Origin of the sequence: Xylophilus sp., from assembly GCA_009914555.1 — a bacterium.
Lineage (GTDB): Bacteria > Pseudomonadota > Gammaproteobacteria > Burkholderiales > Burkholderiaceae_C > WNDY01.
Window position 1 is genome coordinate 1 of record WNDY01000059.1, and the last position, 23,687, is coordinate 23,687.

Annotated in this window: 17 protein-coding genes; 8 read left to right on the forward strand and 9 right to left on the reverse strand. The window is 70.8% G+C overall.

Annotated features, from left to right (window positions below; genetic code table 11):
* Positions 1-252: transposase (locus GAK38_RS19500; protein ID WP_291781585.1), on the reverse strand; the 252-nt coding region annotated here is incomplete at its 3' end.
* Between the two features lie 409 nt (positions 253-661).
* Between GAK38_RS19500 and GAK38_RS19505 the strand changes: the two genes are divergently transcribed.
* The 4 genes from GAK38_RS19505 to GAK38_RS19520 all read left to right on the forward strand — a co-directional run bounded on the left by GAK38_RS19505 (position 662) and on the right by GAK38_RS19520 (position 4,738).
* On the forward strand, positions 662-1,723 hold the full coding sequence (locus GAK38_RS19505) for a porin (RefSeq protein WP_325346614.1): 1,062 nt from the start codon (positions 662-664) through the stop codon (positions 1,721-1,723).
* 99 nt (positions 1,724-1,822) lie between these two features.
* A complete protein-coding gene (locus GAK38_RS19510) occupies positions 1,823-2,677 on the forward strand; it encodes an alpha/beta fold hydrolase (protein WP_325346615.1) in 855 nt (284 codons plus the stop codon).
* 43 nt (positions 2,678-2,720) lie between these two features.
* Positions 2,721-3,713, forward strand: a complete 993-nt coding sequence (locus GAK38_RS19515) for an ABC transporter permease subunit (RefSeq protein WP_325346616.1) — start codon at positions 2,721-2,723, stop codon at positions 3,711-3,713.
* Positions 3,710-4,738, forward strand: a complete 1,029-nt coding sequence (locus GAK38_RS19520; RefSeq protein WP_325346617.1) for an amino acid ABC transporter permease — start codon at positions 3,710-3,712, stop codon at positions 4,736-4,738. The genes GAK38_RS19515 and GAK38_RS19520 overlap by 4 nt, the downstream gene beginning before the upstream one ends.
* Before the next feature lie 9 nt (positions 4,739-4,747).
* Here GAK38_RS19520 and GAK38_RS19525 read toward each other — a convergent pair whose 3' ends face one another.
* Together GAK38_RS19525 and GAK38_RS19530 are read right to left on the reverse strand one after the other, a co-directional pair.
* On the reverse strand, positions 4,748-5,671 hold the full coding sequence (locus tag GAK38_RS19525) for an acyltransferase (protein ID WP_325346618.1): 924 nt from the start codon (positions 5,669-5,671) through the stop codon (positions 4,748-4,750).
* A gap of 165 nt (positions 5,672-5,836) precedes the next feature.
* On the reverse strand, positions 5,837-8,446 hold the full coding sequence (locus GAK38_RS19530) for a [protein-PII] uridylyltransferase (protein ID WP_325346619.1): 2,610 nt from the start codon (positions 8,444-8,446) through the stop codon (positions 5,837-5,839).
* 241 nt (positions 8,447-8,687) lie between these two features.
* On the opposite strand from GAK38_RS19530, the gene trxA reads away from it, so the two are divergent.
* Complete coding sequence (gene trxA, locus GAK38_RS19535; RefSeq protein ID WP_325346620.1) at positions 8,688-9,026, forward strand: thioredoxin; 339 nt, start codon at positions 8,688-8,690, stop codon at positions 9,024-9,026.
* Positions 9,027-9,029: 3 nt separating this feature from the next.
* On the forward strand, positions 9,030-9,908 hold the full coding sequence (locus GAK38_RS19540; RefSeq protein WP_325346621.1) for a hypothetical protein: 879 nt from the start codon (positions 9,030-9,032) through the stop codon (positions 9,906-9,908).
* Between the two features lie 22 nt (positions 9,909-9,930).
* Here the strand turns inward: GAK38_RS19540 and GAK38_RS19545 are convergent, their stop codons facing one another.
* Together GAK38_RS19545 and GAK38_RS19550 are read right to left on the reverse strand one after the other, a co-directional pair.
* Positions 9,931-11,679, reverse strand: coding sequence for an ABC transporter ATP-binding protein/permease (locus GAK38_RS19545; protein WP_325346622.1), 1,749 nt, complete (start codon positions 11,677-11,679; stop codon positions 9,931-9,933).
* Complete coding sequence (locus GAK38_RS19550) at positions 11,676-14,060, reverse strand: TonB-dependent siderophore receptor (protein ID WP_325346623.1); 2,385 nt, start codon at positions 14,058-14,060, stop codon at positions 11,676-11,678. The genes GAK38_RS19545 and GAK38_RS19550 overlap by 4 nt, the downstream gene beginning before the upstream one ends.
* A 163-nt stretch (positions 14,061-14,223) precedes the next feature.
* On the opposite strand from GAK38_RS19550, the gene GAK38_RS19555 reads away from it, so the two are divergent.
* Positions 14,224-15,705: an aminotransferase-like domain-containing protein gene (locus GAK38_RS19555; RefSeq protein WP_325346624.1), complete on the forward strand. Its 1,482-nt coding sequence runs from the start codon at positions 14,224-14,226 to the stop codon at positions 15,703-15,705.
* Positions 15,706-15,726: 21 nt separating this feature from the next.
* Here the strand turns inward: GAK38_RS19555 and map are convergent, their stop codons facing one another.
* The gene (map, locus tag GAK38_RS19560; protein WP_325346625.1) at positions 15,727-16,569 is read right to left on the reverse strand and encodes a type I methionyl aminopeptidase; all 843 of its coding nucleotides are present in this window, start codon (positions 16,567-16,569) and stop codon (positions 15,727-15,729) included.
* A 160-nt stretch (positions 16,570-16,729) separates the two neighbouring features.
* Between map and purL the strand changes: the two genes are divergently transcribed.
* The gene (gene purL, locus GAK38_RS19565; RefSeq protein WP_325346626.1) at positions 16,730-20,788 is read left to right on the forward strand and encodes a phosphoribosylformylglycinamidine synthase; all 4,059 of its coding nucleotides are present in this window, start codon (positions 16,730-16,732) and stop codon (positions 20,786-20,788) included.
* Positions 20,789-20,891: 103 nt separating this feature from the next.
* On the opposite strand, the gene GAK38_RS19570 is transcribed toward purL, so the two are convergent.
* The 3 genes from GAK38_RS19570 to GAK38_RS19580 all read right to left on the reverse strand — a co-directional run bounded on the left by GAK38_RS19570 (position 20,892) and on the right by GAK38_RS19580 (position 23,509).
* The gene (locus GAK38_RS19570) at positions 20,892-21,536 is read right to left on the reverse strand and encodes a LysE family transporter (protein ID WP_325346627.1); all 645 of its coding nucleotides are present in this window, start codon (positions 21,534-21,536) and stop codon (positions 20,892-20,894) included.
* Positions 21,537-21,679: 143 nt separating this feature from the next.
* Positions 21,680-22,117 carry a universal stress protein gene (locus tag GAK38_RS19575; protein WP_325346628.1) on the reverse strand — a complete coding sequence of 146 codons (438 nt, stop codon included), beginning with the start codon at positions 22,115-22,117 and terminating at the stop codon, positions 21,680-21,682.
* Between the two features lie 60 nt (positions 22,118-22,177).
* Positions 22,178-23,509 carry a cytochrome-c peroxidase gene (locus GAK38_RS19580; RefSeq protein WP_325346629.1) on the reverse strand — a complete coding sequence of 444 codons (1,332 nt, stop codon included), beginning with the start codon at positions 23,507-23,509 and terminating at the stop codon, positions 22,178-22,180.
* Between the last annotated feature and the right edge of the window lie 178 nt (positions 23,510-23,687).

The following is a 23,687-nucleotide window of genomic DNA, read 5'->3' on the forward strand; positions in this document are numbered from 1 at the left end:
GAAAGCGTTCTCCTCCTCCAGCCGCGCCACTTCACGTTTGAGCCGTGCATGTTCGGCCAACTCCAAGCGTTGTGCCTGATCGTCCTGGTCGTGCCGCCGCGCCTGGGCGCGCCAACTGTACAGCTGGGCAGGCTGCAACCCCAGATCACGAGCCACCGTGGTTACCCCTTCTGTGGCCGCTCGCAACAGTGCCTGCTGCCTGAACTCCAGGCTGAACTCCTGCCCCTTTCTGCCTGCCTTGCTCTTGGTCATCGCCCACCTCCTATTGCGATAGTTAATCGCTTATAGGGGTGTCCGTGAAACGGGGGCAAGATCATGCAGCGCCTTCCCGCGGCCCCATGTTTCCAACGAAGCGTTCGCTCGGCTTGATGCCGGGTCGGCGGTGCCTTGGCATGGTCCTGGGCTTGTGCACGACACGGATGCCGGCGGGCAGCGCATTCAGCTGGCTGGTCTTTGACGCCTGCAGGCGGGACGCCGGTGCCCTGCGCGCGAGGATGTCCCTGCCGCAATGGCATGCACTTTAGTCAGGCCTGCGCGCCATATCGGAAGCGCAGGCGCGGACAGTGCTGCGAGACCATGCGCAGGCCGTCTGCGGGCCCCGCGATGCGTGCCCATGCAGTACGGACGAATGATTCATGACCATGAACGAGAGGAGACATCCATGAGAAAACTGGTAATGGCCGGTGCGGCCCTGTGCTGCGTGCCGGTCTATGCGCAAACGTCGAATCTGACGCTGTACGGCATCATCGACCTGGGTGTGCGCCGCGCATCGGGTCTGACCGCGGGGAATGCGCCGGGTAGCGGCAGCACCAGCTCGCTGGCCAGCGGCGCCGACAACACCAGCCGCTGGGGCATCCGCGGGCGGGCGAACCTGGGTGGAGGGCTCGAAGCCAGCTTCGCGCTCGAATCCGGGATCGCGGTGGATACGGGCGCCCCGCTCAACAGCACGAAGTATTTCGACCGTGCATCGTGGCTCGGCCTGTCGGGCTCGTGGGGCACGCTGACGGCGGGGCGGCAGATCGTGCTGCTTGCGGATTCCGTGGTGGCGGTCGACCCCCTCGGGCTGCGGTTCGCGGGCATCAACCCCAACATCGTCACCTCGGCGCTCAACGCGCACGGGCTCGGCATCGAGTTCGGCTCCACCAGTTCCACCACGAGTTCGTACCGGCTCGACAACTCGCTGAAGTACGTCAACACCGTGGGCAGGCTGACTTTCAGCGCGATGTACGGATTCGGCGAGGCCAGCGGCAGTACCTCCTCCCTGTCTTCCAAGGGGGCCGGCGTGCAGTACTCGCATGCGGGCCTGACGGTGTCGGGGGCCTACCAGACGTTCCGGGCGGCCGATACCCGCGAGCTCGACGGCTACGTGGCCGGCGCGGCTTACCGGATCGGCAGCTGGCGCCTCGCCGCCAGCGCCGCGCGCAGCCAGGGCGACACCACCGCCACCACCAAGACGAAGCAACGCGTCTACTCTGCCGGCGCCACCTGGTCGGCCACCACGGCCGTGGACCTGACGGCGGCGGCCTATGAGTTGCGCCGCGACCGCACCGGGCTGGTGGACGATGGCTACCTGCGCCTGATCGCGTTCGGCGAGTACAAGCTGTCCAAGCGCAGCAAGCTGTTCGCCGAGGTCGACACCACCCGCTGGCGCAGGGGCTACCAGGGGGCGGCGAACCGTTCGCGGGCCAACGGCATCACGATCGGCATAGGCCACAGTTTCTAGAGGATTGCGACAGCGGCGCGGCTCGAGGGTGAGCCGCAATCGAACTCCGCGACATTGCCGGCAATGCCCAGCACCGTACCACCGTCCGCCACACCTCCCTTGCCGGGCTCCGCAGCCGTCGCGGACGCTTGCGCGCGCATCGCCCGCATCGACGCCGTTGCTGCGCGCCATATCGTCCGGCACGACGGTTGCGCCGTGCACTGGCGGATCTGGGGCACTGGCGCGCCGCTGGTGCTGCTGCACGGCGGCCACGGCAGCTGGGTCCACTGGATCGCCAACGTCGAGGTGCTGGCCGCCCGGCGGCAGGTGATCGCGCCCGACATGCCGGGCTTCGGCGATTCGGACAATCTGTCTCTGCTGCCGCACGACGCGGGCCGCGCCGATGCGCTGCTCGCGCAGCTGGAGGCGGGGCTCGACGCGTTGCTGCCCGGCGGCGTGCCGTTCGACCTAGCCGCGTTCTCGTTCGGCGGCGCCATCGCCGGCCGGCTGGCAGCGCGGCTGCCGCGGGTGCGCCAGCTGCTGCTGCTGGGCAGCGGCGGCCACGGCGCGCGCCGGCGCCAGACGGCCCCGCTGGTGGACTGGCGGCTGCCGGACCCGCAGGCCCGTCGGGAGGCGCTGTCGCGGAACCTGGGCGCCTTCATGCTGGCCAACTACCGCGGCGACGATGCTCTGGCGCTGGAGGTGCACGAGCGGTCCTGCCTGGCGACGCGCTTTCGCAGCAAGGCGATATCGCAGGCGGGGCAGTTGCCGCAGGTCCTGGCGGACTTCGGCCGGCCGATCCGCATGGCGTGGGGCGGGCACGACGTGACGGCCGAGCCGCACGAGGCCGCCGCGCTGCTCGGCGCCGGCCAACCCGGCCGCACGCTCGACGTGGTGCCGGATGCCGGCCACTGGGTGCAGTACGAACGGGCCGAGGCGGTGAACGAGCTGCTGCTGCGCTGGCTGGGTGTGTAGCTGTCCGGCCGTGGGGGCGGGCGGGGCGGGAAATAATCGGCCTATGTCCTCGCCCCCTCCCTCCGGTGCCGCGCTGCGCCGTCTTCTCCAGATCGGCGCGCAGATCCTGCTGGCCATGCTGATCGCGGCAGCCGCCTGGGCGCTGGTACAGCATGCGCTTGATGTGCTGCGCGCGCGCGGCGTGCGCTCCGGCTTCGACTTTTTGCGCGACCCCGCGGGCTTCGGCCTGTCGGAAGGCTGGCTCGCGTTCGACGCCGGCCAGCCGTTCTGGCGGGCCTTCCTCGCGGGCCTGGCCAACACGGTGCGCGCCGCCGTGCCGGCCGCCGCCTTCGCCGTCGCGCTGGGCACGCTGCTGGGCATCGGCCGGCTCGCGCCGCACCTGCTGGTGCGCTGGCTCTGCGGCGTGTATGTGGAGACCATCCGCAACGTGCCGCTGCTGGTGCAGATGCTGATGCTCTACTTCGCGCTCGCGCAACTGCTGCCGGACCCGACCGCGCCGCTGGCCCTGGGCGGCGGGCTGTGGCTCAGCAAGGCGGGGCTCGCGCTGCCGTGGCTCGGCGAGGGCGGCCGCCTCGAATGGCCCGAGCGCACCGCCTTCGGCGTGATCGGCGGCGCGGCGCTCACGCCCGAATACCTGGCCGTGACCGGCGCACTGGCGCTGTACTCGGCCGCCTTCGTCGCCGAGATCGTGCGCGGCGGCATCCAGGCCGTGCCGCGCGGGCAGGTGCTGGCTGCGCAGTCGGTCGGCTTCTCGCCGGCGCAGCAGATGCGGCTCGTGGTGCTGCCGCTGGCGCTGCGGGTGATCGTGCCGGCGCTGACCAACCAGCTGCTGAGCCTGGCCAAGAACGCCTCGCTCGCCGTGGCCGTGGGCTATCCGGAGCTGGTGTCGGTGGCGAATACGTCGCTCAATTCCACCGGCCGCGCGTTCGAATGCATCGCTGTGGTCATGGCGGTCTACCTGCTGCTGTCGCTGGCGATCGCACTCGCGATGAATGTCTACAACGCGCGCGTAGCGCTGCGCGGGACGGCACAATGACGGCCCGCACCGTGTGGAAGGAGCTGGGGGGTACCCCGCTGAGGCTGGCGACCAGCGCCGGCCTCGGGCTGGTGCTGGGGTGGGTATGCATCCATGTCGTGGACTGGGCGGTGCTGCATGCCGTGTTCCGCGCCGATGCAGGCGCCTGCCGGGCTGCGCGGCATGGCGCCTGCTGGGGCGTGGTGGTCGAGAAATGGCGGGTGCTGGTCTTCGGCCGCTATCCGTACGAGGCGCAGTGGCGCCCGGCCGTGGCGACCGCGCTGCTGGCCGGCGTGACGCTGCTGTCCGCCTGGCCCGGCGCCTGGCGGCGCGGGCTGGCGCTGCTCTGGGCTGTCGCGCTCCCCGCGGCCGTGCTGCTGATGCGCGGCGGCGTGGTCGGGCTGGAGCCGGTGCCCACCAGCCGCTGGGGCGGCCTGCCGCTGACCATCGGGCTCACGGTCGTCGCGCTGGCGCTGGCCTTTCCGCTCGGCCTGGCGCTGGCGCTGGCCCGGCGCTCGCGCTGGCCGCTCGCGCGCACGCTGGCCGCGAGCTGGATCGAGCTGGTGCGCGGCGTGCCGCTGATCTCGGTGCTGTTCATGGCCTCGTTCCTGCTGCCGCTGCTGTGGCCTGCGGGCTGGCGACCCGACGTGCTGCTGCGCGTGCTGATCGGCATGGCCATCTTCATCGCGGCCTACCTGGCCGAAACGATCCGCGGCGGGCTGCAGGCGGTGCCGCGCGGTCAGGTCGATGCGGCCGTGGCGCTGGGCATGGCGCCCTGGGCGGTGCAGCGCCACATTGTGCTGCCGCAGGCGCTGCGGGCCGTGGTGCCGGCGCTGACCAACAGCGTGGTCGGCACGCTCAAGGACACGTCGCTCGTCACCGTGGTCGGCCTCTACGAGCTGACCGGCGCGCTGGGCCTGGCCCTCGGCGGCGACCCGGTCTGGCGGCCGTTCTACCTGGAGGGCTACCTGTTCATCGCGCTGGTGTACTGGGTGCTGTGCTTCGGGCTGTCGCGCTACAGCCGATGGCTGGAGGCGCGGCTGTAGCAGGCCGGCTCAGCCGCGCGAGGAGAGCACCGCCTCGATCTGCGCGTCCTTCTCCTCCCACAGCGCCGCCAGCCAGCGGTGGAAGCGGGTGCGGAAGGGCTTGTCCGTCTCGTAGTCGGACGTGAAGAAGTCCTGCGGGATCGGCAGTTCGCGCACCTGCACGACGATGCGCGGCACCCGGCCGCAGAGGAAGTCCCAGAAACTCGGCACGCCGTCGGGGTAGACGATGGTGGCGTCCACCAGCGCCTCGAAGCGCGGGCCCATGGCGCCGAGCGCCATCGCCATGGCACCGGCCTTGGGGTTGAGCAGATGGCGGTAGGGCGAGGCCTGGTCGGCATGCTTGGCCGGGGTGAAGCGTGTGCCTTCGGCGAAGTTCATCACGCTCGTGGGCACGCGCAGGAACTTGGCGCAGGCGCGGCGCGCGGTCTCGCGGTCCTGGTTGCGCAGCTCGGGGTTGCGGCGCAGCGCGGCGCGCGAATGGCGGCGCATGAACGGGAAGTCCAGCGCCCACCAGGCCAGGCCGATCACCGGCACGTAGATCAGCTCCTGCTTGAGGAAGAACTTGAGCAGCGGGATGCGCCGGTGCAGCACGTGCTGCAGCACGAAGATGTCGACCCAGGTCTGGTGGTTGCAGTTGACCAGGTACCAGCCCCGGTAGCGCAGGCCGTCGGTGCCGCTCACCTGCCACTGCGTGCCCAGGGCGAGCCGGATCCAGGCACCGTTGCCGGCCACCCAGCCGCTGGCCAGGGCGTTGAGCCAGTGGTCGAGCAGGCGGCGCACCGGCTCGAACGGCAGGGCCAGCTTGACCAGCGCCAGCACGAAGAGCGGGATGCACCAGAACAGCGTGTTGAGGACCAGGGCGAGCAGCCCGATGGCGCCACGGAGGGGCGAGAGGACGGACGGGGACGGACGGCGTGGCGTGGTTTGGTGCATGCGGGGTCGCAGCGGCAACGGGCCGGATTGCGGGGCTGAGATTGTGCGCTGGAACGCGGGCGGCGGCGCTGCGCCGGACCGGAAGCAAGGCCTGCAGTTTATACCAGGGGTATATGCCGCCAGCGGCTGAAGACTGAGCGCCACGAAGCAGTTGCCCGGGGGGTATCACTCCTGCGACAGTGCGTCCAGCAGTTCTGTCTCGATGGCGATCTGCGCCTTGTTGTGCTGCAGCTGCGGGCCCTGGACCAGGAAGATGTCCTCCACCCGCTCGCCAAGCGTCGTGACCTTGGCGAGCTGCAGGTTGATCCGGTGGCGCGCCAGCACGCGGGCGACGCGGTAGAGCAGGCCGGCGCGGTCGCTGGCCGAGATGGTCAGCAGCCAGCGCTGGGCCTTGTCGTCGGGTGCCAGGCTCACGCGCGGCGCGACGGGGAAGCTCTTGACCCGGCGCGACAGCCGGCCCCTGCCGGGCGCGGGCAGCGGCCCGGCCTCGCGCAGCGTGCGGGCCAGGTCGGCCTCGACCAGGCCGGTGAGTTCGCGGTAGTGCTCGGGCAGCGAGGGCGCGACAACCTGGAAGGTGTCGAGCGCGAAACCGTCGGTGGTGGTGTGGACCTTGGCGTCCAGGATGCTGAAGCCGGCCTGGTCGAAGTAGCCGCAGATGCGGGCGAACAGGTCCGACGCGTCCGGCGTATAGACCAGCACCTGCAGCCCTTCGCCGATCGGCGAGAGGCGCGCGCGCACCAGCGTTGCGCCGCCGTGCAGCGCAAGGTGGCGCGAGATCTGGCGCGTGTGCCAGGCGATGTCGCCGGCCTCGTGGCGCATGAAGTAGCTCACGTCGAGTGTGCTCCAGAGCCGCTTCTGCGCATCGTGCGGCAGGGCCGAGAGCGCCAGCTGCACCAGCGCCTCGCGCTTGCGCGCCTCGACCTCGGCCTGCGGGTCGGGCGCGCCGCCGCCGAGCGCGCGCAGCGTCAGGCGGTAGAGGTCTTCGAGCAGCTTGCCCTTCCAGGCGTTCCAGACCTTGGGACTGGTGCCGCGGATGTCGGCCACGGTCAGCAGGTAGAGCGCGGTGAGGCGGCGCTCGGTGCCCATGCGAGCCGCGAAGGCGGCGATCACGTCGGGGTCGCTGAGGTCGGCCTTCTGTGCCGTGTTGCTCATCGACAGGTGCTCGCGCACCAGGAATTCGATCAGCGCGGCGTCGTCGGCCGCGATGCCGTGCTGGGCGCAGAAGGTGCGGACCTCCTCGGCGCCGAGCTCCGAATGGTCGCCGCCGCGGCCCTTGGCGATGTCGTGGAAGAGGGCCGCCACGTAGAGCAGCCAGGGCTTGTCCCAGCCCGCGGCGAGCTGCGAGCACAGCGGGTACTCGTGCGCATGGTCGGCGATGAAGAAGCGCCGCACGTTGCGCAGCACCATGAGGATGTGCTGGTCCACCGTGTAGACGTGGAACAGGTCGTGCTGCATCTGCCCGACGATGCGGCGAAACGGCGCGAGGTAGCGGCCGAGCACCGAGGTCTGGTTGAGCAGCCGCATCGCATGGGTGATGCCGCGCGGCTGCCGCAGGATGGCCAGGAAGGTCGCATGGTTGGCCGGGTCGGCGCGGAACGCCGCGCCCATCGCATGGCGCGCGTTGTAGAGCGCGCGCAGCGTGCGCACCGACAGGCCATCGGCGCCCACAGTCTGCTCGTAGACCAGGAAGGTCTGGAGGATCGCGTCGGGGTGGCGCTGGTAGAGGTCGTCGCTCGCCACCTCGATCATGCCGGCCTTGTCGAAGAAGCGGTCGTCGATGCGGCGCAGCGCATGCGGGCGCGGCGCCAGCCGCTCCTCGATGTTGAGCATGAGGATCTGGTGGAGCTGGCTCACCGCCTTGGCCGCCCAGTAGTAGCGGCGCATGAGCTGCTCGCCGGCGCGCACTGCCACGCGCCGTCCGTCGGCCGACATGCGGTTGGCATAGCCGAACGACTCGGCCACGGCGGTCTGCAGGTCGAAGATCAGCCGGTCCTCGCGGCGGCGGGCCACACCGTGCAGCCGTGCGCGGATCAGGCTCAGCAGCGCCTCGTTGCGCTTCAACTGCCGCACCTCGAAATGCGTGGCGAGGCCGGAACGCTCCAGCGCGTCCCAGCTGTCGCCGAAGCCCGCGGCCTGCGCCACCCAGAGGATGACCTGCAGGTCGCGCAGGCCGCCCGGCGATTCCTTGCAGTTGGGCTCCAGCGCGTAGGGCGTGTCCTCGAACTTGTGGTGGCGCTGGCGCAGCTCCAGCGACTTGGCCACGAAGAAAGCCCGCGGGTCGAGCCCGGCGCGGAAGCGCTCGCGGAAGGCGCCGAACAGCGCTTCGGAGCCGGCGATGCGGCGCGATTCGAGCAGCGCCGTCTGCACGGTCACGTCGCGCGCGGCCTCGTCCACGCATTCGCCCACGGTGCGCACGCTGGAGCCGATCTCCAGCCCGGCGTCCCAGCAGCTGCCGATGAAGGATTCGGCCCGGGCCTGCAGCGCCGCATCGGCATCGATGCAGGTGCCTTCGGGCAGCAGCACCAGCACGTCGACGTCGGAATACGGGAACAGCTCGCCGCGGCCATAGCCGCCGACGGCCGCGAGGGCGAAGCCGTTGGGAAAGCCGGCGCGCTGCCAGAGCTGGCGCAGCGTGTCGTCGACGAGCGCCGCGAGGTCGCGCAACAGGCCATGGACGCCGCGCAGCGAGGCGCGCGCGCCGCCGGCGGCCACGCCATCGAGCAGCGCGGCCTTGCGCGCGCGGAAGTCTTCGCGGAGGGAGGAGAGATCGGTCATGGCTTGGAATGCAGCGTCGCCGCAAGGCGGCCGCTCCATTGTCGCCTGCCGGCAGCCCCGGGTCCGCCCGGCGGATGCGAGCGGGGCCAACTGTCATGGCCTGGCGGGCAGTGCGCAAGGGGCCGGCGCGGGCCGGCCGTACCGGTTCGGCCCCCGGAATGTCGCTTAGCCTTCGCGCCGACCGGCGGGCTCCGTCCCCGCCGCCCTCCGACCCCAGCGCCGCTGCGCGGCACCCTATCGCATGCCCTTGCCGAATCCGATCCTCTGCGTCACCGATGCCTCCTTCGAGGAGGACGTCCTCCGGCCGCCCGGCATCCTGCTGCTGGACTTCTGGGCGCCGTGGTGCGCCCCCTGCCGGTTGCTGGCGCCGCTGCTGGAGGAACTGGCTGCCGAGTATGCGGGCGGGATCCGCGTGGCCAAGATCAACGCGGATGCGAATGCCGCGGCCGTGGAGCGCCTCGCCGTGCGCAGCCTGCCCACGCTGATCCTGTGGCAGGACGGCGTGGAGCGCGAGCGTGTGCTGGGGCTGTCCAACAAGAGCCGGCTGGCGGCCATGCTCGACCGGTACCTGGAGGACTGAGCGGTGGGATTGCAGGCTTTCCATGCCCGCGCCGAGGTGCGCGATGCCGCGTTGCAGCGCCTGGCCGCCCATGCAGACGCCGGCCGGCTTGCCGAGGGCGCGCTGCTGTGGAACGGCGCGCAGGGCAGCGTCGCCGGCTGCCTGGCCGAAACCGCGGATGCGGCGCGGTGGGAGGACCGCCTGGGCCTGCCGCGCTGGCTGGCCTACGCGCTCGACCTGCTCGCCGCCGGGGCCCCGGCGCGGGTGGAGGAACTGCTGCGCGGCGTCGCGCCCGGCAGCGACCTCGCCCGCCGCGGGAGCCGGCTGATCTGCGAGGTGCTCGACGCCATGCCGCTTGCGCGCGTGCCGGGCGGCGCGCTCGACGAGGCCCGCGGCGTGGTGGCCGCCCTGCATCGGCGGCTGCTCCGGGGCGGCGAGGCCGATGCCGCGCAGTGGCGGGCGGCCCGCCGCTGCGCCGTGCGGGCCACCGACGCCGCGGCGCCCCTGCCGGCCGGCGGGCAGCCGCAGGCGCCGGGCGCGGCATGGCTGCGCGCCGCCGGGGGCGTGGTGGAAGCGGCCGCCTGGGATCCGCTGCGATCGGCCACCGCCGTGGCCGAGGTGCTGCGGCAGCGCCTGCTGCTGCATGCGATGGAGGCCGACGAGGATTTCGGCTGGACGCCCGAGGACGACGCGCAGGTCCGGCGGCTGCTCGGCGAAATGCATGCCGCGCACCTGGCCGGCCGGCCGCAGGAGCAGCGCACGGTGTTCGACTTCCTGGAGATCGAGCACGCCGCCGTCGCCGCCCGCCTGCGGGAGCGCAACCGGCATGCGCGCGCCCACGCCCTGCGTGGCGCGGACCAGGCGCGGGCGCTGCTGGGCAGGGTGCTGCGGCCTGCCGAATGAGGGGCGGGCCGCGCCCGCGGGCTCAGGAACGGGCGGCCGGCGTCAGTTCGAGCACCCGGTCGTGGTATTTCAGCAAGGTGCTGCGGTGCGCCACGCTGACCAGCGCGCTGCCGGGCAGCACGGCCAGCAGGGTCTCGTAGACGCGGGCCTCGCTGGCTTCGTCGAGCGCGCTGGTCGCTTCGTCGAGGAACAGGAAGTCCGGCCGGTGCAGCAGCGCCCGCGCGATGGCCAGGCGCTGCTGCTCGCCGCCGGAGAGCTCCTGCTGCCAGCGCGCCGAGGCCGTCAGCGACGACGTGCCGCGCCAGAGGCCGACGTCCGCCAGCGCCTGCCGGCAGGCTTCGTCGGCGAAGCGCTCCGGCCCGGCCGGATAGGCCAGCGCGGCCTTGAGGCTGCCGTCGGGTATGTAGCTGCGCTGCGGCAGGAACATCGTCGATGCCCCGGCCGGCAGCAGGATCTCGCCTTCGCCATGCGGCCACAGGCCGGCGATCGCGCGCAGCAGCGTGCTTTTGCCGGCGCCCGACGCGCCGCGCACCAGCCAGCGCTCGCCCGCGGCGACGCGCTGCGGCGCCACGTCGGCCAGCCGGTGGCCCTGCGGGGTGCGCAGGCACAGCGCGGACGTCGCCAGGGCCTGCGGCTGCTGTCGTTCCTGCTGCGGTGCGTGCCCCACGCAGATGCCGCCGGCGGCGCTCCCCGTCTTCTCCAGGAACCAGTACAGGTCGCGCAGCCGGTTGCAGACCGCCAGCCAAGCGGTGATGCCGAGGTAGGCCTGGTTGGCCAACGACAGGGGCGACAGCAGCAGGCGGTAGGCGTCGACGATGCGGGTCATGCCGCCCAGGGTGATTTCGCCGGCGAAGTACCGCGGCAGCGCCGCGATGGTCGGGACCGGATGCAAGACGTGGCCATAGGCCGACTGCGCGAACAGCACCTTGCCGCTGCGCCGGATGATGTCCAGCGCGTTGCGCCGCACGTCGGCGAAGCGGTCCCGCAGCCGCACGCCCTCGCGTGCTCCGCCCCGGTAGAAGGCGATCTGCTCCGCGTTCTCGCGCAGTTGCATCGCGGCATAGCGGTAGTCGGCCTCCACGGTCTGCTTGCGGTTGTTCAGGCCCACCATGGGCTTGCCGAGCCAGTGCGTCAGCCACAGTTCCAGTCCGACGTAGAGGAAGGCCAGCAGCACCATGTAGCCCGGCACAAGGATCGTGTGGCCCGCCCAGCCGAGCCGCAGGCTGCCGGCGAGGTTCCACAGCAGATAGCCATAGGCCACGCTGCGCACGCCGGCGGAGGTGAAGTTCAGCGCCAGGTTCACCGTCTGTTCGGTGAACAGGCGCACGTCCTCGGCGATGCGCTGGTCCGCGTTGTCGAGGCGGGTCTCGCGCTCCAGCCCGTAGTAGGCATGCTCCTCGGTCCAGCGCCGCAGCAGTTCGCCGGTCAGCCAGGTGCGCCATTGCAGCACCAGCAGGTTGTTGAGCACCACACCGGCCACCGTCAGGCCGCCGCTGGCCAGGCCGACGGCCGTGCTCAGCAGCAGCGCGCTGAACAGCAGCGGCCATTGGCGGTTGACGAGCGCATCGGTCACCTCGCCGAGCAGCTGGTTGGACCAGACCGCCAGCGAGGTCCCGCCGAAGGTGATGGCGAGGATGACGGCGAGCTTGAGCAGCGCGCTGGCGCGCTCCTGCGACTTCCAGAACGGCAGGATCAGCTGCGGGATGCCCGGGCGGCCCTGCGCCAGGAGGCGGGCCGCCGGCGCCGGCCCCGTGGCGGCATGGCGGATCATTCGAAGCTGTGCCGCACCGTGAGCAGGAAGGTCCGGCCTTCCAGCACCGGAATGTAGGCGCTGCTGGAAGACACGCCATAGAGCAGCCGGTCGGCGATGTTCTTCACGCCGAAGATGACGCTCCACTTGTCCCGGGTATAGAACAGGCTGGCGTCGAACTGCGCCTGGCCTGGAATGGTGAACGGATAGGTGGCGTCGTAGGTGCCGTTGAGACGGCTGGCTGCCGTCACGCCGAAGCCCACGCCCAGGCCTTTCCACCACTGGTCTTCGGCGGGAAAGTCATAGGTCGTCCACAGACTGGCCTTGTGCTTGGCCTGGCCGTAGTAGACGGTGGCCTGGTTGCCGACGTCCTTCAGCGTCGAGTAGGTGTAGTTCAGGATCAGGTTCCAGCCGCGCGCCGGCTGCCCCTGGATGTCCAGTTCGAGCCCCCGGGTGACCTGCGAATCGCGCACGTTGTAGCACCTGTTGATGCTGTCGTAGTTCAGCGTGTTGGACTGCGCGAGTTCGAAGGCCGCCGTGGTCAGCGAGAGCTTGCCGTCGAGCAGGTCGAACTTCGCGCCCAGCTCGCGGTTGCGGGTCGTGATCGGGTCCACCAGGCCGCCCGTGCAGGAGGCCGTGGCCTGCGGCACGAAGCCTTCGGCGTAGCTCGCGTACAGCGAGGTCTCGGGCGTGAGGTTGTAGATCAGGCCGCCGCCCGGGGTCGTGGTCCACACCTCGGTCTTCGGGTTGTCCCAGAGGTAGTTGATCGAGACGTAGTTGGTCGTGCTCTTGCTCGTGTAGCGCGTGCGGCGCAGGTTGAGCAGCAGGCTCCAGTCGCCCCAGCGTAGGAGGTCCTGCCCGAACAGGCCGACCTGGTCAGTCGTCTGGTTGGTGATGCTGCTCAGCGTTTGCGCGTTGGCGACGAGGTCGGGGAAGACATAACTCGTGTCGGCCGGGTAGACCACCGGGCTGACCGAAGCGCCGCTCCATTCGGTCTGGCGGTAATCGTACGAGGAATGGTTGATGCCCACTGAGAGCTTGTGCGCCACCGGCCCCGTCGCGCTGTCGATGCGGAAATAGTGGTCGCCGGATGTCTGGGCCGCGTCCTGGTGTGAGCGGCCGCCATAGTAGGTGACCTTGCCGTTGGGCGAATCGTTGGCGGCTCCCGTGTCGTAGAGCAGGCCGGACGGCGAGCGCAGGTGCAGGTCCAGCCCGGTCAGCGACCGCTGCAGCCGCGACACGAAGGTCGCGCCGCCGCCGATCTTCTGTTCGAGCTGGTAGAAGGCCCGCTTCTGTTCGGAGTCGAAACCGTCCTGCCGGTTACCCTGGCGGATCGCGGGCGCGGGCAGGATGCGGCCGTCGCGGCGCGCGAAGGTGTAGAGCGGCGGCGGCTGGTACTGCTTGCCGTAGGACAGGCCGGCGATCAGGTCGGTCGTTTCGTCCTTCCAGCGCAGCTGCGCCAGCACGGAGCCGTCCTCGCGGCCGTCGAAGCCGCCCTGGCTGCTGCGGGCATCGCTCTTGGAGGCGATCAGGCGGTAGCTCAGCTTCCTGCTGTCGGTGAGGGCGCCGCCGAGGTCGCCGGCGACGGTCTTGTCGCCATGCGAGCCGTACTGCAACTGCAGCGAGCGGATCGGGTCGGCCTGGGGCTTCTTGGTGACCACGTTGACGCCGCCGCCCAGCGAGTTGGCGCCGGCGAGGATGGCCTGGGGCCCCTTGAGCACTTCGATGCGCTCCACGCCGAAGACGTTGGTCAGCGAGGCCGAGCGGTCTTCCACGCCGTTGACCGTCGCCGCAGTGGAGGAGTAGCCGCGGATCGAGAAGGTGGGCGAGCCCTGCGGAGACTGCGTGAAGGCCATGCTGCTGACGTTGGCGAGCGCATCGCGCACCGACAGCGCCTGCTGGCTCTCCAGCACCTTGCCCGTGATAATGGTCACGGACTGGGGCACGTCCATCAGGCTGGTGCCGCTGCGCGTGGCCGTGTCGGAGCGGTCTGCCTTGAAGCTGGTTTCCGCCGGGTCGCGCGTGGCCGCCACGAGCACGGTGCCGAGCTTGGCGGGGATGGTCACCCAGATGCTGCCATCGTCCTGGGGGCCGGCTGTCAGCTCGGTGCCCGCGAGGGCTCGCGCGATGGCCTGGTCCACGGTCAGCGTGCCGTCGACCGCGCCGGAGCGCACGCCCGCTGCCGCCGCGGCGTCGACGACGATTCTCCGGCCGCTGGCGCGGGCGATCTCCTGCAGCGTGTTGGCCACCGGCGCGGCCGGCAGATGGTAGCGATGCTGCGCGGCGTCCGCGGGAGGGGCCGCCGTTTGGGCCGCGGCGCCGGCGGCCGCCGCCGACACGGCAAGCACCACCAGGCTGCGGCGCAGGCGCGGCAGGGCATGGGATGAAAGAAGAATGGGCATGGCAATACGGTGGAAGGCGATGGAGGCCGGCCCGCAGGTTATCCATCCGGGGCCCTCCAGTGCCGGTACACTATCGAGTCGCCATGCCTGAACTGTCAGACTTGGTGTTCATGACAGTTCGCCAATGTTCCCACAGGCGCGGGGCGGCCAGCAGAGAAAGCTAATGCGTAAAAGGAAGTTGCGCCGCGAGGACGGTTTTGTTATCGGCAGGGCCGATCTGGAAAATACCGGGGAAGAGGGCGCGCATTCGCTGGTCGATCGCATCTTCCTGCGCGTCTCGGCCGCCATCCGTGGTCGGAGAATCGGTACGGGCACGCGCATGCCGTCGGTACGCCAGCTGGCGCAGGACTGCCAGATCAGCCGCGACACCGCGGCGCGGGCTTACGACAAGCTGGTGGCGCACGGCCTGCTGGAGTCGCGTCCGGGCTCGGGCTACTACGTCAGGGCGCCGGCGGTGCGCAGCGCGTCGCAGCAGCCTCTGGCGCGTCCGAGCCTCTTCTACCCCCATGGCCTCGCCGAGGTCACGCGCCTGCGGCTTGCGCTGCAGCATCCGGCTCCGGGCCTCGCCAGCCAGAGCGGCATCGGCACGCTGCCCGAGGACTGGATCGCCGAGGCCGGCATCGCGAGCGCGCTGCGCACGGTGGCGCGGGGCAGCCAGCGAAGGCTGGCGCGGCATGGCGAAGCGCAGGGATACCTGCCGCTGCGCCAGCAGCTGCAGCTGAAACTGCAGGATGCCGGCATCCCGGCCGGCGCCGCGAACATCATCGTCACCAGCGGCGCGACGGAAGCGCTGGGCCTGGTCGTGCAGGCGTTCCTGCGCAGCGAAGGCGAGCACGTGCTGGTGGAGCAGCCCTGCCAGCCGCTGCTGGTGGACCGGCTGATGTCCTCGGGGCTGCAGCCCGTCGCCGTGGCGCGGCTGGACGACGGCCCGGACATCGACGCCCTGCGCACGCTGTGCATGAAGTACCGGCCGCGCTACTTCTTCTGCACCTCGGTGCTTCACAACCCCACGGGCAGCAGCATGGCGCCGCACAAGGCGTTCCAGATCCTGCGCATGGCCGAGGAATTCGACCTGACCATCGTCGAGGACGACACGTACGGCGACCTGGTGCCCCACCATGGCGGCCCTGCCGCAACCCGCCTGGCGCCGCTGGACCAGCTGCAGCGGGTCATCCACGTCGGCAGCTTTTCCAAGACGCTGGCGCCGGGGTTGCGCGTGGGCTACCTCGCCGCCACTGCCGAGCGCATCGAATGGATGGCGACCTACCGCGCCCTGCACTGCATCGCGGCGAACAGCCTGGCCGAGCGCACTGTCTACCGCCTGCTGTCGGACGGCAGCTACCGGCACCAGTGCGGCCTGCTGCGGGCGCGGCTGGCGCAGGCGCATCCGGCAGTCGCCGAGGCGGCCCGGGCCGCGGGCCTGCATGTGGGCAGCACGGCGAATGCCGGCCTGTTCCTCTGGGCCGACGCGGGGCCGGGCGTGGACGCGCTCGCCCTGAGCCGGCGGCTGCTGGAGCAGGGCCATCTCGTGGCCCCGGGCTGTCTGTTTTCGAGCGCGCACCCCTCGTTCCTGCGATTGAACGTCGCGGCGGCGCAGGCCGGTGGCGCCCTGGAGGCGATCGCCGCGCTGCTGCGGCAGCGGTGAGCGGCCGCGGCGGGCGGCCGTTCAGGCCGCGGCGGCGGCTGGCTGGCGCGGGTCCACGTAGCCTTTGACGAAGGCCGGCACGGCCGGGCTGCCGGCCGAGACGGTCAGCACGTCGTAGCCGGTCTCGGTGACCAGCACCGTGTGCTCCCACTGGGCCGAGAGGCTGCGGTCCTTGGTCACGATGGTCCAGCCGTCGTTGCCGAACTCCTTGACCTCGCGGCGGCCGAGGTTGAGCATCGGCTCGATCGTAAAGGTCATGCCGGGGCGCAGCTCTTCCAGCGTGCCGGGCTTGCCGTAGTGCAGCACCTGCGGTTCCTCGTGGACGGAGCGGCCGATGCCATGGCCGCAGTACTCGCGCACGACGGACAGGCCATGCCCCTCGGCGAACTTCTGGATCGCATGGCCCACATCGCCCAGCCGCGCGCCGGGGCGCACCTGCTCGATGCCGTGCCACATGGCCTCGTAGGTCAGGTTCACGAGGCGCTTGGCGGCGATCGAGACTTCGCCGATCAGGAACATGCGGCTGTTGTCGCCACACCAGCCGTCCTTGGTGATGAGGTCCAGGTCCACGTTGACGATGTCGCCCTTCTTGAGCGGCTTGTCGTTGGGAATGCCATGGCAGACCACGTGGTTCACCGAGGTGCACAGATGGCCGGGAAAGGGCGGGTAGCCCGGAGGCTGGTAGCCGATGGCGGCCGACACCGTGCCCTGGGCCTTCAGGCATTGCGCCGCCAGTTCGTCAATGCGCTTGGTGGTGATGCCGGGGCGGATGTGCGGCGTGATGTAGTCCAGCACTTCCGAAGCCAGGCGGCAGGCCTCGCGCATGCCTTCGATTTCCTCGGGTGTCTTGTAGTGGATGGTCATGGGCAGAATTATCCCATCCGGCCCCGCAGGCCCGCAGGCAGCCCGGCCAAGCCCGGTAAAATGCGCAGTTTCCCGGGCGGCCCCGCGCCGCCTGCGGCGCCGGCCCCATCCAGCGGCCGCGCCGCCACCTCCTGCCCAGCCAAAGACACAGGCATCCACCGTGACCCTGCACATCACCCAGTTCGAGGGCAGCAACGCCCTGAGCGACTTCCGCGTCCGCCAGCTCCTGCCCCGCCTTGCCGCCATCCACGAGAAGATCGTCGGCATCTCGGCACGCTACGTGCATCTGGTGGCCACGCAGGACGCACCGGCGCCCGCCGAGGCCGGGCGCATCGCGGCGCTGCTGACCTACGGCGATCCCTGGGCCGGCAGCGAGGAAGGGGAGGTCTTCGTCGTCACGCCGCGCCTGGGCACGCTCTCGCCCTGGGCGTCGAAGGCGACCGACATCGCGCGCAATTGCGGGTTGGCGGGTGGCGGCCTGCCGGTGCACCGCGTGGAGCGCATCACCGAATACCGCGTGCTGCTCAAGGCCGGCGGGCTGCTGTCGCGCGGCAAGGCAGTGCTCGACGATGCCCAGCGCGCGGCCGTGGCCGCGCTGCTGCACGACCGCATGACCGAGTCGGTCCTGCCCTCGCGTGACGCCGCGCAGGCGCTGTTCACCGCGCTCGATGCCGCGCCGATGGAACAGGTCGACGTGCTGGCCGGCGGCCGGGCCGAACTGGCCGCAGCCAACACCCGCTTCGGCCTGGCGCTGGCCGACGACGAGATCGACTACCTCGTCGATGCGTTCGGCGGCAAGCTCGGCCGCAATCCCACCGACGTCGAGCTCATGATGTTCGCGCAGGCCAACAGCGAGCACTGCCGCCACAAGATCTTCAACGCCGAATTCACCATCGACGGCGAGCAGCAGGACAAGAGCCTGTTTGGCATGATCCGCAACACCCACCAGCTGCATCCGCAGGGCACGGTGGTGGCCTATTCCGACAACGCCTCGGTGATCGAGGGTTTCGAGGTCGAGCGCTTCGCCGCGAAGCTCGGGGATGGCGGCGCGCCGCGCTATGCGGCCGAGAACGCGCTGCAGCACGTGCTGATGAAGGTGGAAACGCACAACCACCCGACGGCGATCTCGCCGTTCCCCGGCGCATCGACCGGCGCCGGCGGCGAGATCCGCGACGAAGGCGCGACCGGCCGCGGCAGCCGTCCGAAGGCCGGGCTGACCGGCTTCACGGTATCGAAGCTCTGGCCCGCCGAGGGTGAGAGCATCGGCCGGCCCGGCCACATCGCGAGCCCGCTGCAAATCATGACCGAGGGCCCGCTCGGCGGCGCCGCGTTCAACAACGAGTTCGGCCGCCCGAACCTGCTGGGCTACTTCCGCGAGTACGAGCAGGCCGTCGCCAGCGACGTGGACACAGTGCAGCGCGGCTACCACAAGCCGATCATGATCGCCGGCGGCCTGGGCCACATCGACGCGGCGCAGACGAAGAAGATCGCCTTCCCTGCCGGCACGCTGCTGATCCAGCTCGGCGGGCCCGGCATGCGCATCGGCATGGGCGGCGGCGCGGCCAGCTCCCTGGCCACCGGCGCCAACGCGGCCGAGCTCGACTTCGACTCGGTGCAGCGCGGCAACCCCGAGATCGAGCGCCGCGCGCAGGAGGTCATCAACCACTGCTGGCTGCAGGGCGACGCGAACCCGATCCTCGCGATCCACGACGTGGGCGCGGGCGGCCTGTCCAACGCCTTTCCCGAACTGACCAACGACGCCGGCCGCGGCGCCCGCTTCGACCTGCGCGCCGTGCCGCTCGAGGAATCGGGCCTGTCGCCCAAGGAAATCTGGAGCAACGAAAGCCAAGAGCGCTACGTGCTCGCGATCGCGCCTGCGTCGCTGCCGCGGTTCACGGCGTTCTGCGAAGGCGAGCGCTGCCCGTTCGCCGTCGTCGGCGTGGCCACCGAGGAACGCCAGCTCGTGCTGGCCGACGCGCAGAGCGACGGCCCGGCGCCGGTGGACATGCCGATGGACGTGCTGCTCGGCAAGCCGCCGCGCATGCACCGCGACGTGCGGCGCGTGGCCCGCCCCTTCGCGCCGATCGAGCTCACCGGCGTCGACCTGCAGCAGGTCGCGATCGCGGTGCTGAGCCATCCGACTGTGGCCTCCAAGCGCTTCCTGGTCACCATCGGCGACCGCGCCGTCGGCGGCCACACGCACCGCGACCAGATGGTCGGCCCCTGGCAGGTGCCGGTGGCCGACGTGGCCGTCACGCTGGCCGACCACCGCGGCTTTGCGGGCGAGGCGATGGCGATGGGCGAGCGCACGCCGGTCGCCGCGATCGACGCGCCGGCCTCCGGCCGCCTCGCGGTGGCCGAGGCCATCACCAACCTGTTGGCCGCGCCGGTGGACCTGAAGCGTGTCAAGCTCAGCGCCAACTGGATGGCCGCCTGCGGCGAGCCCGGCGAGGACGCCGCGCTCTACGACACGGTGCGCGCCGTCGGCATGGACCTCTGTCCGGCGCTCGGCATCTCGATCCCCGTGGGCAAGGACAGCCTGTCGATGCGCACGCAGTGGAGCGACGCCGAGAGCGGCGAGGCCCGCAAGGTCACCTCGCCGGTGAGCCTGATCGTCACCGCGTTCGCTACGCTGCCCGACGTGCGCGGCACGCTCACGCCGCAGCTCGACGCGGCCGAGGACGACACCACGCTCGTGCTGGTGGACCTGGGGCGCGGCCAGCACCGCATGGGCGGCTCGATCCTGGCGCAGGTGCTGGGCCAGAGCGGCGGCGCCGTGCCGGACCTCGACGATGCCGCGGACCTGAAGAACCTCGTCGCCGCCGTCAACGAACTGCGCGCGCAGGGCCGCATCCTGGCCTACCACGACCGCAGCGACGGCGGCCTGTTCGCCGCAGCCTGCGAGATGGCCTTCGCCGGCTACGTCGGCGTGGCGCTCAACGTCGATTTGCTCGTGACCGAGGGCGACGGCATCAGCGACAGCCGCGCCGAATACGGCGACGCGAAGAACTGGGCGTCGCAGGTCAGCGCGCGGCGCGAGGAGCTCACGCTCAAGGCGCTGTTCGCCGAGGAGCCCGGCGTGCTGCTGCAGGTGCGCACCCGCGAGCGCAACGAGGTGATCCAGGTGCTGCGCGCCCACGGCCTGTCGCAGTGGAGCCACTTCGTCGGCAAGACGCGGCCGGCCTCGTCGCCGATCGACGCCGGCAAGGGCCGCGTGCAGGTCTGGCGCGATGCCAAGGCGGTGTTCGACGCCAGCCTGTTCGACCTGCAGCAGGTCTGGGACAGCGTGAGCTGGAAGATCGCCCGCGAACGCGACAACCCCGAGTGCGCCGATGCCGAGCACGCCGCCGCCGGCGCGCCGGACGACACCGGGCTGCATGTGTACCTGCCCGAGGCCGCGCAATCGTTGCTGCGCGAACCGGTCGCGCCGGCATTGCTCAAGAACCGCCCGAAGGTCGCGATCCTGCGCGAACAGGGCGTCAACTCGCACGTCGAGATGGCTTTCGCGTTCAACGAGGCCGGCTTCGACGCGCACGACGTCCACATGACCGACCTGCAGAGCGGCCGTGCCGCGCTGGCCGACTTCCGCGGCGTTGTTGCCTGCGGCGGCTTCAGCTACGGCGACACGCTCGGCGCCGGCATCGGCTGGGCCCGGTCGATCACCTTCAACCCGGCGCTGTCGGACCAGTTCCGCGCGTTCTTCGGCCGTGGCGACACGTTCGGCCTCGGCGTGTGCAACGGCTGCCAGATGTTCGCCGAGCTGGCCGACATCATCCCGGGCGCCGAGGCCTGGCCGCGCTTCACCACCAACCGCAGCGAACGTTTCGAGGCGCGGCTGTCGCAGGTGGAGGTGCTCGATTCGCCGAGCCTGTTCCTCCAGGGCCTGGCCGGCGCGCGGCTGCCGATCGCCGTGGCGCATGGCGAGGGCTATGCCAACTTCGCGCGCCGTGGCGACCCGACGCAGGCCGTGGCGGCGATGCGCTTCGTGGACCACCTGGGCCAGCCGACCGAGGTCTATCCGTTCAACCCGAACGGCAGCGCGGGCGGCCTGACCGCGGTGACCACGCCCGACGGCCGCTTCACGGCCATGATGCCGCACCCCGAGCGCGTATTCCGCAACGTCCAGTTCAGCTGGACCGATGCGGCCCGCACGGGTGGGCTGGACGCACCGAGCCCGTGGTTCCAGATCTGGCGCAACGCCAGCAGGTGGGTGGATTGACTGAAGCGCGAGGCGCTTGATGGAGGGGCAAGTCCTTGTGCCCGCCGACCTTTGAAGACCGAGGGATTGCGCTCCAATACGTCTGATGACGTCTTTGTCGGGCCTATACCCCATGGTGCCGCTTAACGAAGAACAGCCCGGCACCCACGCCCATCAGCAGCCCGCCGAACACGCGGTTGCGCACCTTGGCCGCACGCGCGTTGCGCAGCAGCCGCTGCAGGCCGCCGCCTGCGAAGGCGTAGCCGTGCATCACGAGCGTATCGACGCCGCACATGGTCACGGTCATGACCAGCAGCTGCAGCGCCAGCGGCCGGTCTGGGCGGATGAACTGCGGCAGCACCGCGACCATGAAGAGGATCCCCTTGGGATTGGTCACGTTAGTCAAAAACCCAATCGCCAGCCGGCCGCGCCAGCCCGGTGCCGCGGCCGCCGGGAGGGCGTCCGCGCCTTCGTCCGGCGCCTGCACCTTCTCGGTCCACTGCCTGAAGCCGATCCAGATCAGGTAGAGCGCACCCAGCGTCTTGACGATGTTGAACCCGATCTCCGACGCGACCAACAGCGAGCCCACGCCGGCACCCGCCGTCAGCAGGACCGCCGCCAGGCCGATCTGCAGTCCGGCGATCGTCACGCTGGTGCGGCGCACCCCGTAGGCCATGCCGTGGCTCATCGAGAGCACGGCGCCCGAGCCGGGCGAGACAGCGATCAGCAGACAGGCGATGAGGTAGGCGGTCCAGAGGTGGAGGTCCATGGTGGGCGGTCGGGAAAGTCCGCCAGTGTCGCAGCGCCGGCCGGACGGCGTGGCGCCCAGCGCGCAATCCCGACCGCGTGCCTGGCCTGCGCATCATCTCTGCCCTGGGGCATGGCTCGCCGTCGCGCTGCCCTGGCAGTCCGTCAGGCCGCCAGCGGCGCCTTGACCACGAGCACCGGCACCTTTGCCTCCTGCAGCAGCTTGAGCGACACCGAGCCTTCGATGGCCGAGCGCAGCAGGCCCTTGCCGTGGCCGCCGATGACGATCAGGTCGATGCCGTTCGTTTCGGCCAGCTCGATCAGCGCCTGGGCCGGGTCGCCATGGGCCACCGCATCGACGTGGGCGATGCAGGCCTCGCGCAGCAGGGCCTGGGCCTGGGCCAGCAGGTGGCGGCCGGCCTCGGCGCTGATCTTCTCGCGCACGGCCGGGTCGGGCGCGTTGACGAGTTCGTAGAAGTTCGACGGCTCCTGCACGTTGGCCAGCAGCACCCGCAGCTGCAGGCCCTGGTGGTGCAGCCCGATGGCATAGCGCACTGCGCGCAGCGAGAGTTCGGTTCCGTCGATCGGCAGCAGGACATGCATGGCTCTTTTCCTTGTCGGGTGAAGACAAGCCGAGCGTACTGCGCCGCGGGCGCGTTGTCGTTACCTGCCGTGAGCGATGCGCGCCGGCTGGCTGCGCTGGGTCAGGGCCTGGGCGGCCGGCTCCATGTCCTTGTCGGTCAGGGTGCGCAGGAAGGCGACGATGTCGCGGATCTCGGCCTCGTCGAGGGCCGGACGGCCGCCGCGCTTGCCGCCGAAGGGCGGGTCCATGTTCAGGTTCTCGGCATAGGCGGCCGGCAGGTCGTCCGGGCGGTGGGCCTTGCCCGGGTACCAGCGCTGCGGCGCCACGTCGCGCTCCACGTAGAAGCGCACGACGTCCTCCAGGCTGTGGAAGAGGCCGTTGTGGAAGAAGCTCTGCCGCACGGCCACGTTGCGCAGGCTGGGGGTGCGGAAGGCGCCGCACAGCTCGGGGTTGGCCTTTGGATCGATGTCGGTGCGGTCGGGTCCGCATGCGCCCAGGTCGTGGAACGCCGGATCGCGGTTGGCCGGCAGCGCGCGGTTGCGCGGCACGCCGAGCGCGATCAGGCCGAAGTCGGAAAACGCCGGGAAGGCGCCGGTGTTGGCGCTGACCTGGCTGACATGGCAGGAGGCGCAGTTGCCCTTGTTCTCGGCATTGAACAGCGCCAGACCGCGCATCTCGGCCGCACTCAGCTTCGCCTTGCCGCGCAGGTAGTCGTCGTAGCGGCTGCTGTAGGGGTAGAACTTTGCCGGGTCCTGCTGGAACATCTCCAGTGCCAGCGTGGCCCACTGGAAGGCGCGGCCCTCGTCGTCGAGCGCATCCTGGCCGAAGGTCTCGCGGAACTGCGCCGCATAGGGCGCGGCGCGCAGCCTGGTCACGACTTCCGCCGGGCTGGCATTGGCCATCTCGTGCCTAGCCAGCAGCGGGATGGCGGCCTGCTCGTGCAGGGTGCGGGCGCGGCCGTCCCAGTTATGGCCGCCAGCGGCGCCCTGGTCCTCGCTCTCGTCGAAGTCGTCGTCGAAGCGGTGCATCGTGAAGGGCGGCACGTTCTGCTGGTAGCGCAGCGACGGCGCGGCGCGCGTGCCGATGGTGCGGCCGTCGCGGCCGCCGGGCTGCACGTCCAGCGCGTTGGACGGGCCGAAGGCGTGGGCCGGGTCGTGACAGCTGGCGCAGGAGACCCTACCCGAGGCCGAGAGGCCGCGGTCGAAGAACATGGCTTCGCCCACAGCCTGCATCTTCGCGAAATCGGGCTGGCGCTCCATCTGCATGCGGTTGGCCTCGGGCGGCGCCGCAGCGGCCACCGCCTGGGGGCGCAGCGCCATGCCGGCCTGCGCGGCGGCCAGCGCGAGACAGGCCGAAGCCCCCGCGGCGAACCATCGTTGGCGGCGGGACAGGGGCGTGGAGGTCAGCGGCATGGAGCGTGGAGGAGAAGCGGCGACGAAACGAAAGCGAAAGGCGGGCGGACGGAGCCTGTCCGAAATTTTGTGTGTGAGGCATAGCATGTCAATGAGGAGCATGTATGCCGACGAGCAAGACGAAAACGAAGAACGCAGCGATAGCCGCCCGAACGGCGGCGTTGCCCACGATCCCCAA

Coding starts and splice junctions, on each gene's coding strand:
- GAK38_RS19505 (WP_325346614.1), top strand. CDS start 662: ATGAGAAAACTGGTAATGGCCGGTGCGGCCCTGTGCTGCGTGCCGGTC.
- GAK38_RS19515 (WP_325346616.1), top strand. CDS start 2,721: ATGTCCTCGCCCCCTCCCTCCGGTGCCGCGCTGCGCCGTCTTCTCCAG.
- GAK38_RS19520 (WP_325346617.1), top strand. CDS start 3,710: ATGACGGCCCGCACCGTGTGGAAGGAGCTGGGGGGTACCCCGCTGAGG.
- GAK38_RS19525 (WP_325346618.1), bottom strand. CDS start 5,671: ATGCACCAAACCACGCCACGCCGTCCGTCCCCGTCCGTCCTCTCGCCC.
- GAK38_RS19530 (WP_325346619.1), bottom strand. CDS start 8,446: ATGACCGATCTCTCCTCCCTCCGCGAAGACTTCCGCGCGCGCAAGGCC.
- trxA (WP_325346620.1), top strand. CDS start 8,688: ATGCCCTTGCCGAATCCGATCCTCTGCGTCACCGATGCCTCCTTCGAG.
- GAK38_RS19545 (WP_325346622.1), bottom strand. CDS start 11,679: ATGATCCGCCATGCCGCCACGGGGCCGGCGCCGGCGGCCCGCCTCCTG.
- GAK38_RS19550 (WP_325346623.1), bottom strand. CDS start 14,060: ATGCCCATTCTTCTTTCATCCCATGCCCTGCCGCGCCTGCGCCGCAGC.
- GAK38_RS19555 (WP_325346624.1), top strand. CDS start 14,224: ATGCGTAAAAGGAAGTTGCGCCGCGAGGACGGTTTTGTTATCGGCAGG.
- map (WP_325346625.1), bottom strand. CDS start 16,569: ATGACCATCCACTACAAGACACCCGAGGAAATCGAAGGCATGCGCGAG.
- GAK38_RS19570 (WP_325346627.1), bottom strand. CDS start 21,536: ATGGACCTCCACCTCTGGACCGCCTACCTCATCGCCTGTCTGCTGATC.
- GAK38_RS19575 (WP_325346628.1), bottom strand. CDS start 22,117: ATGCATGTCCTGCTGCCGATCGACGGAACCGAACTCTCGCTGCGCGCA.
- GAK38_RS19580 (WP_325346629.1), bottom strand. CDS start 23,509: ATGCCGCTGACCTCCACGCCCCTGTCCCGCCGCCAACGATGGTTCGCC.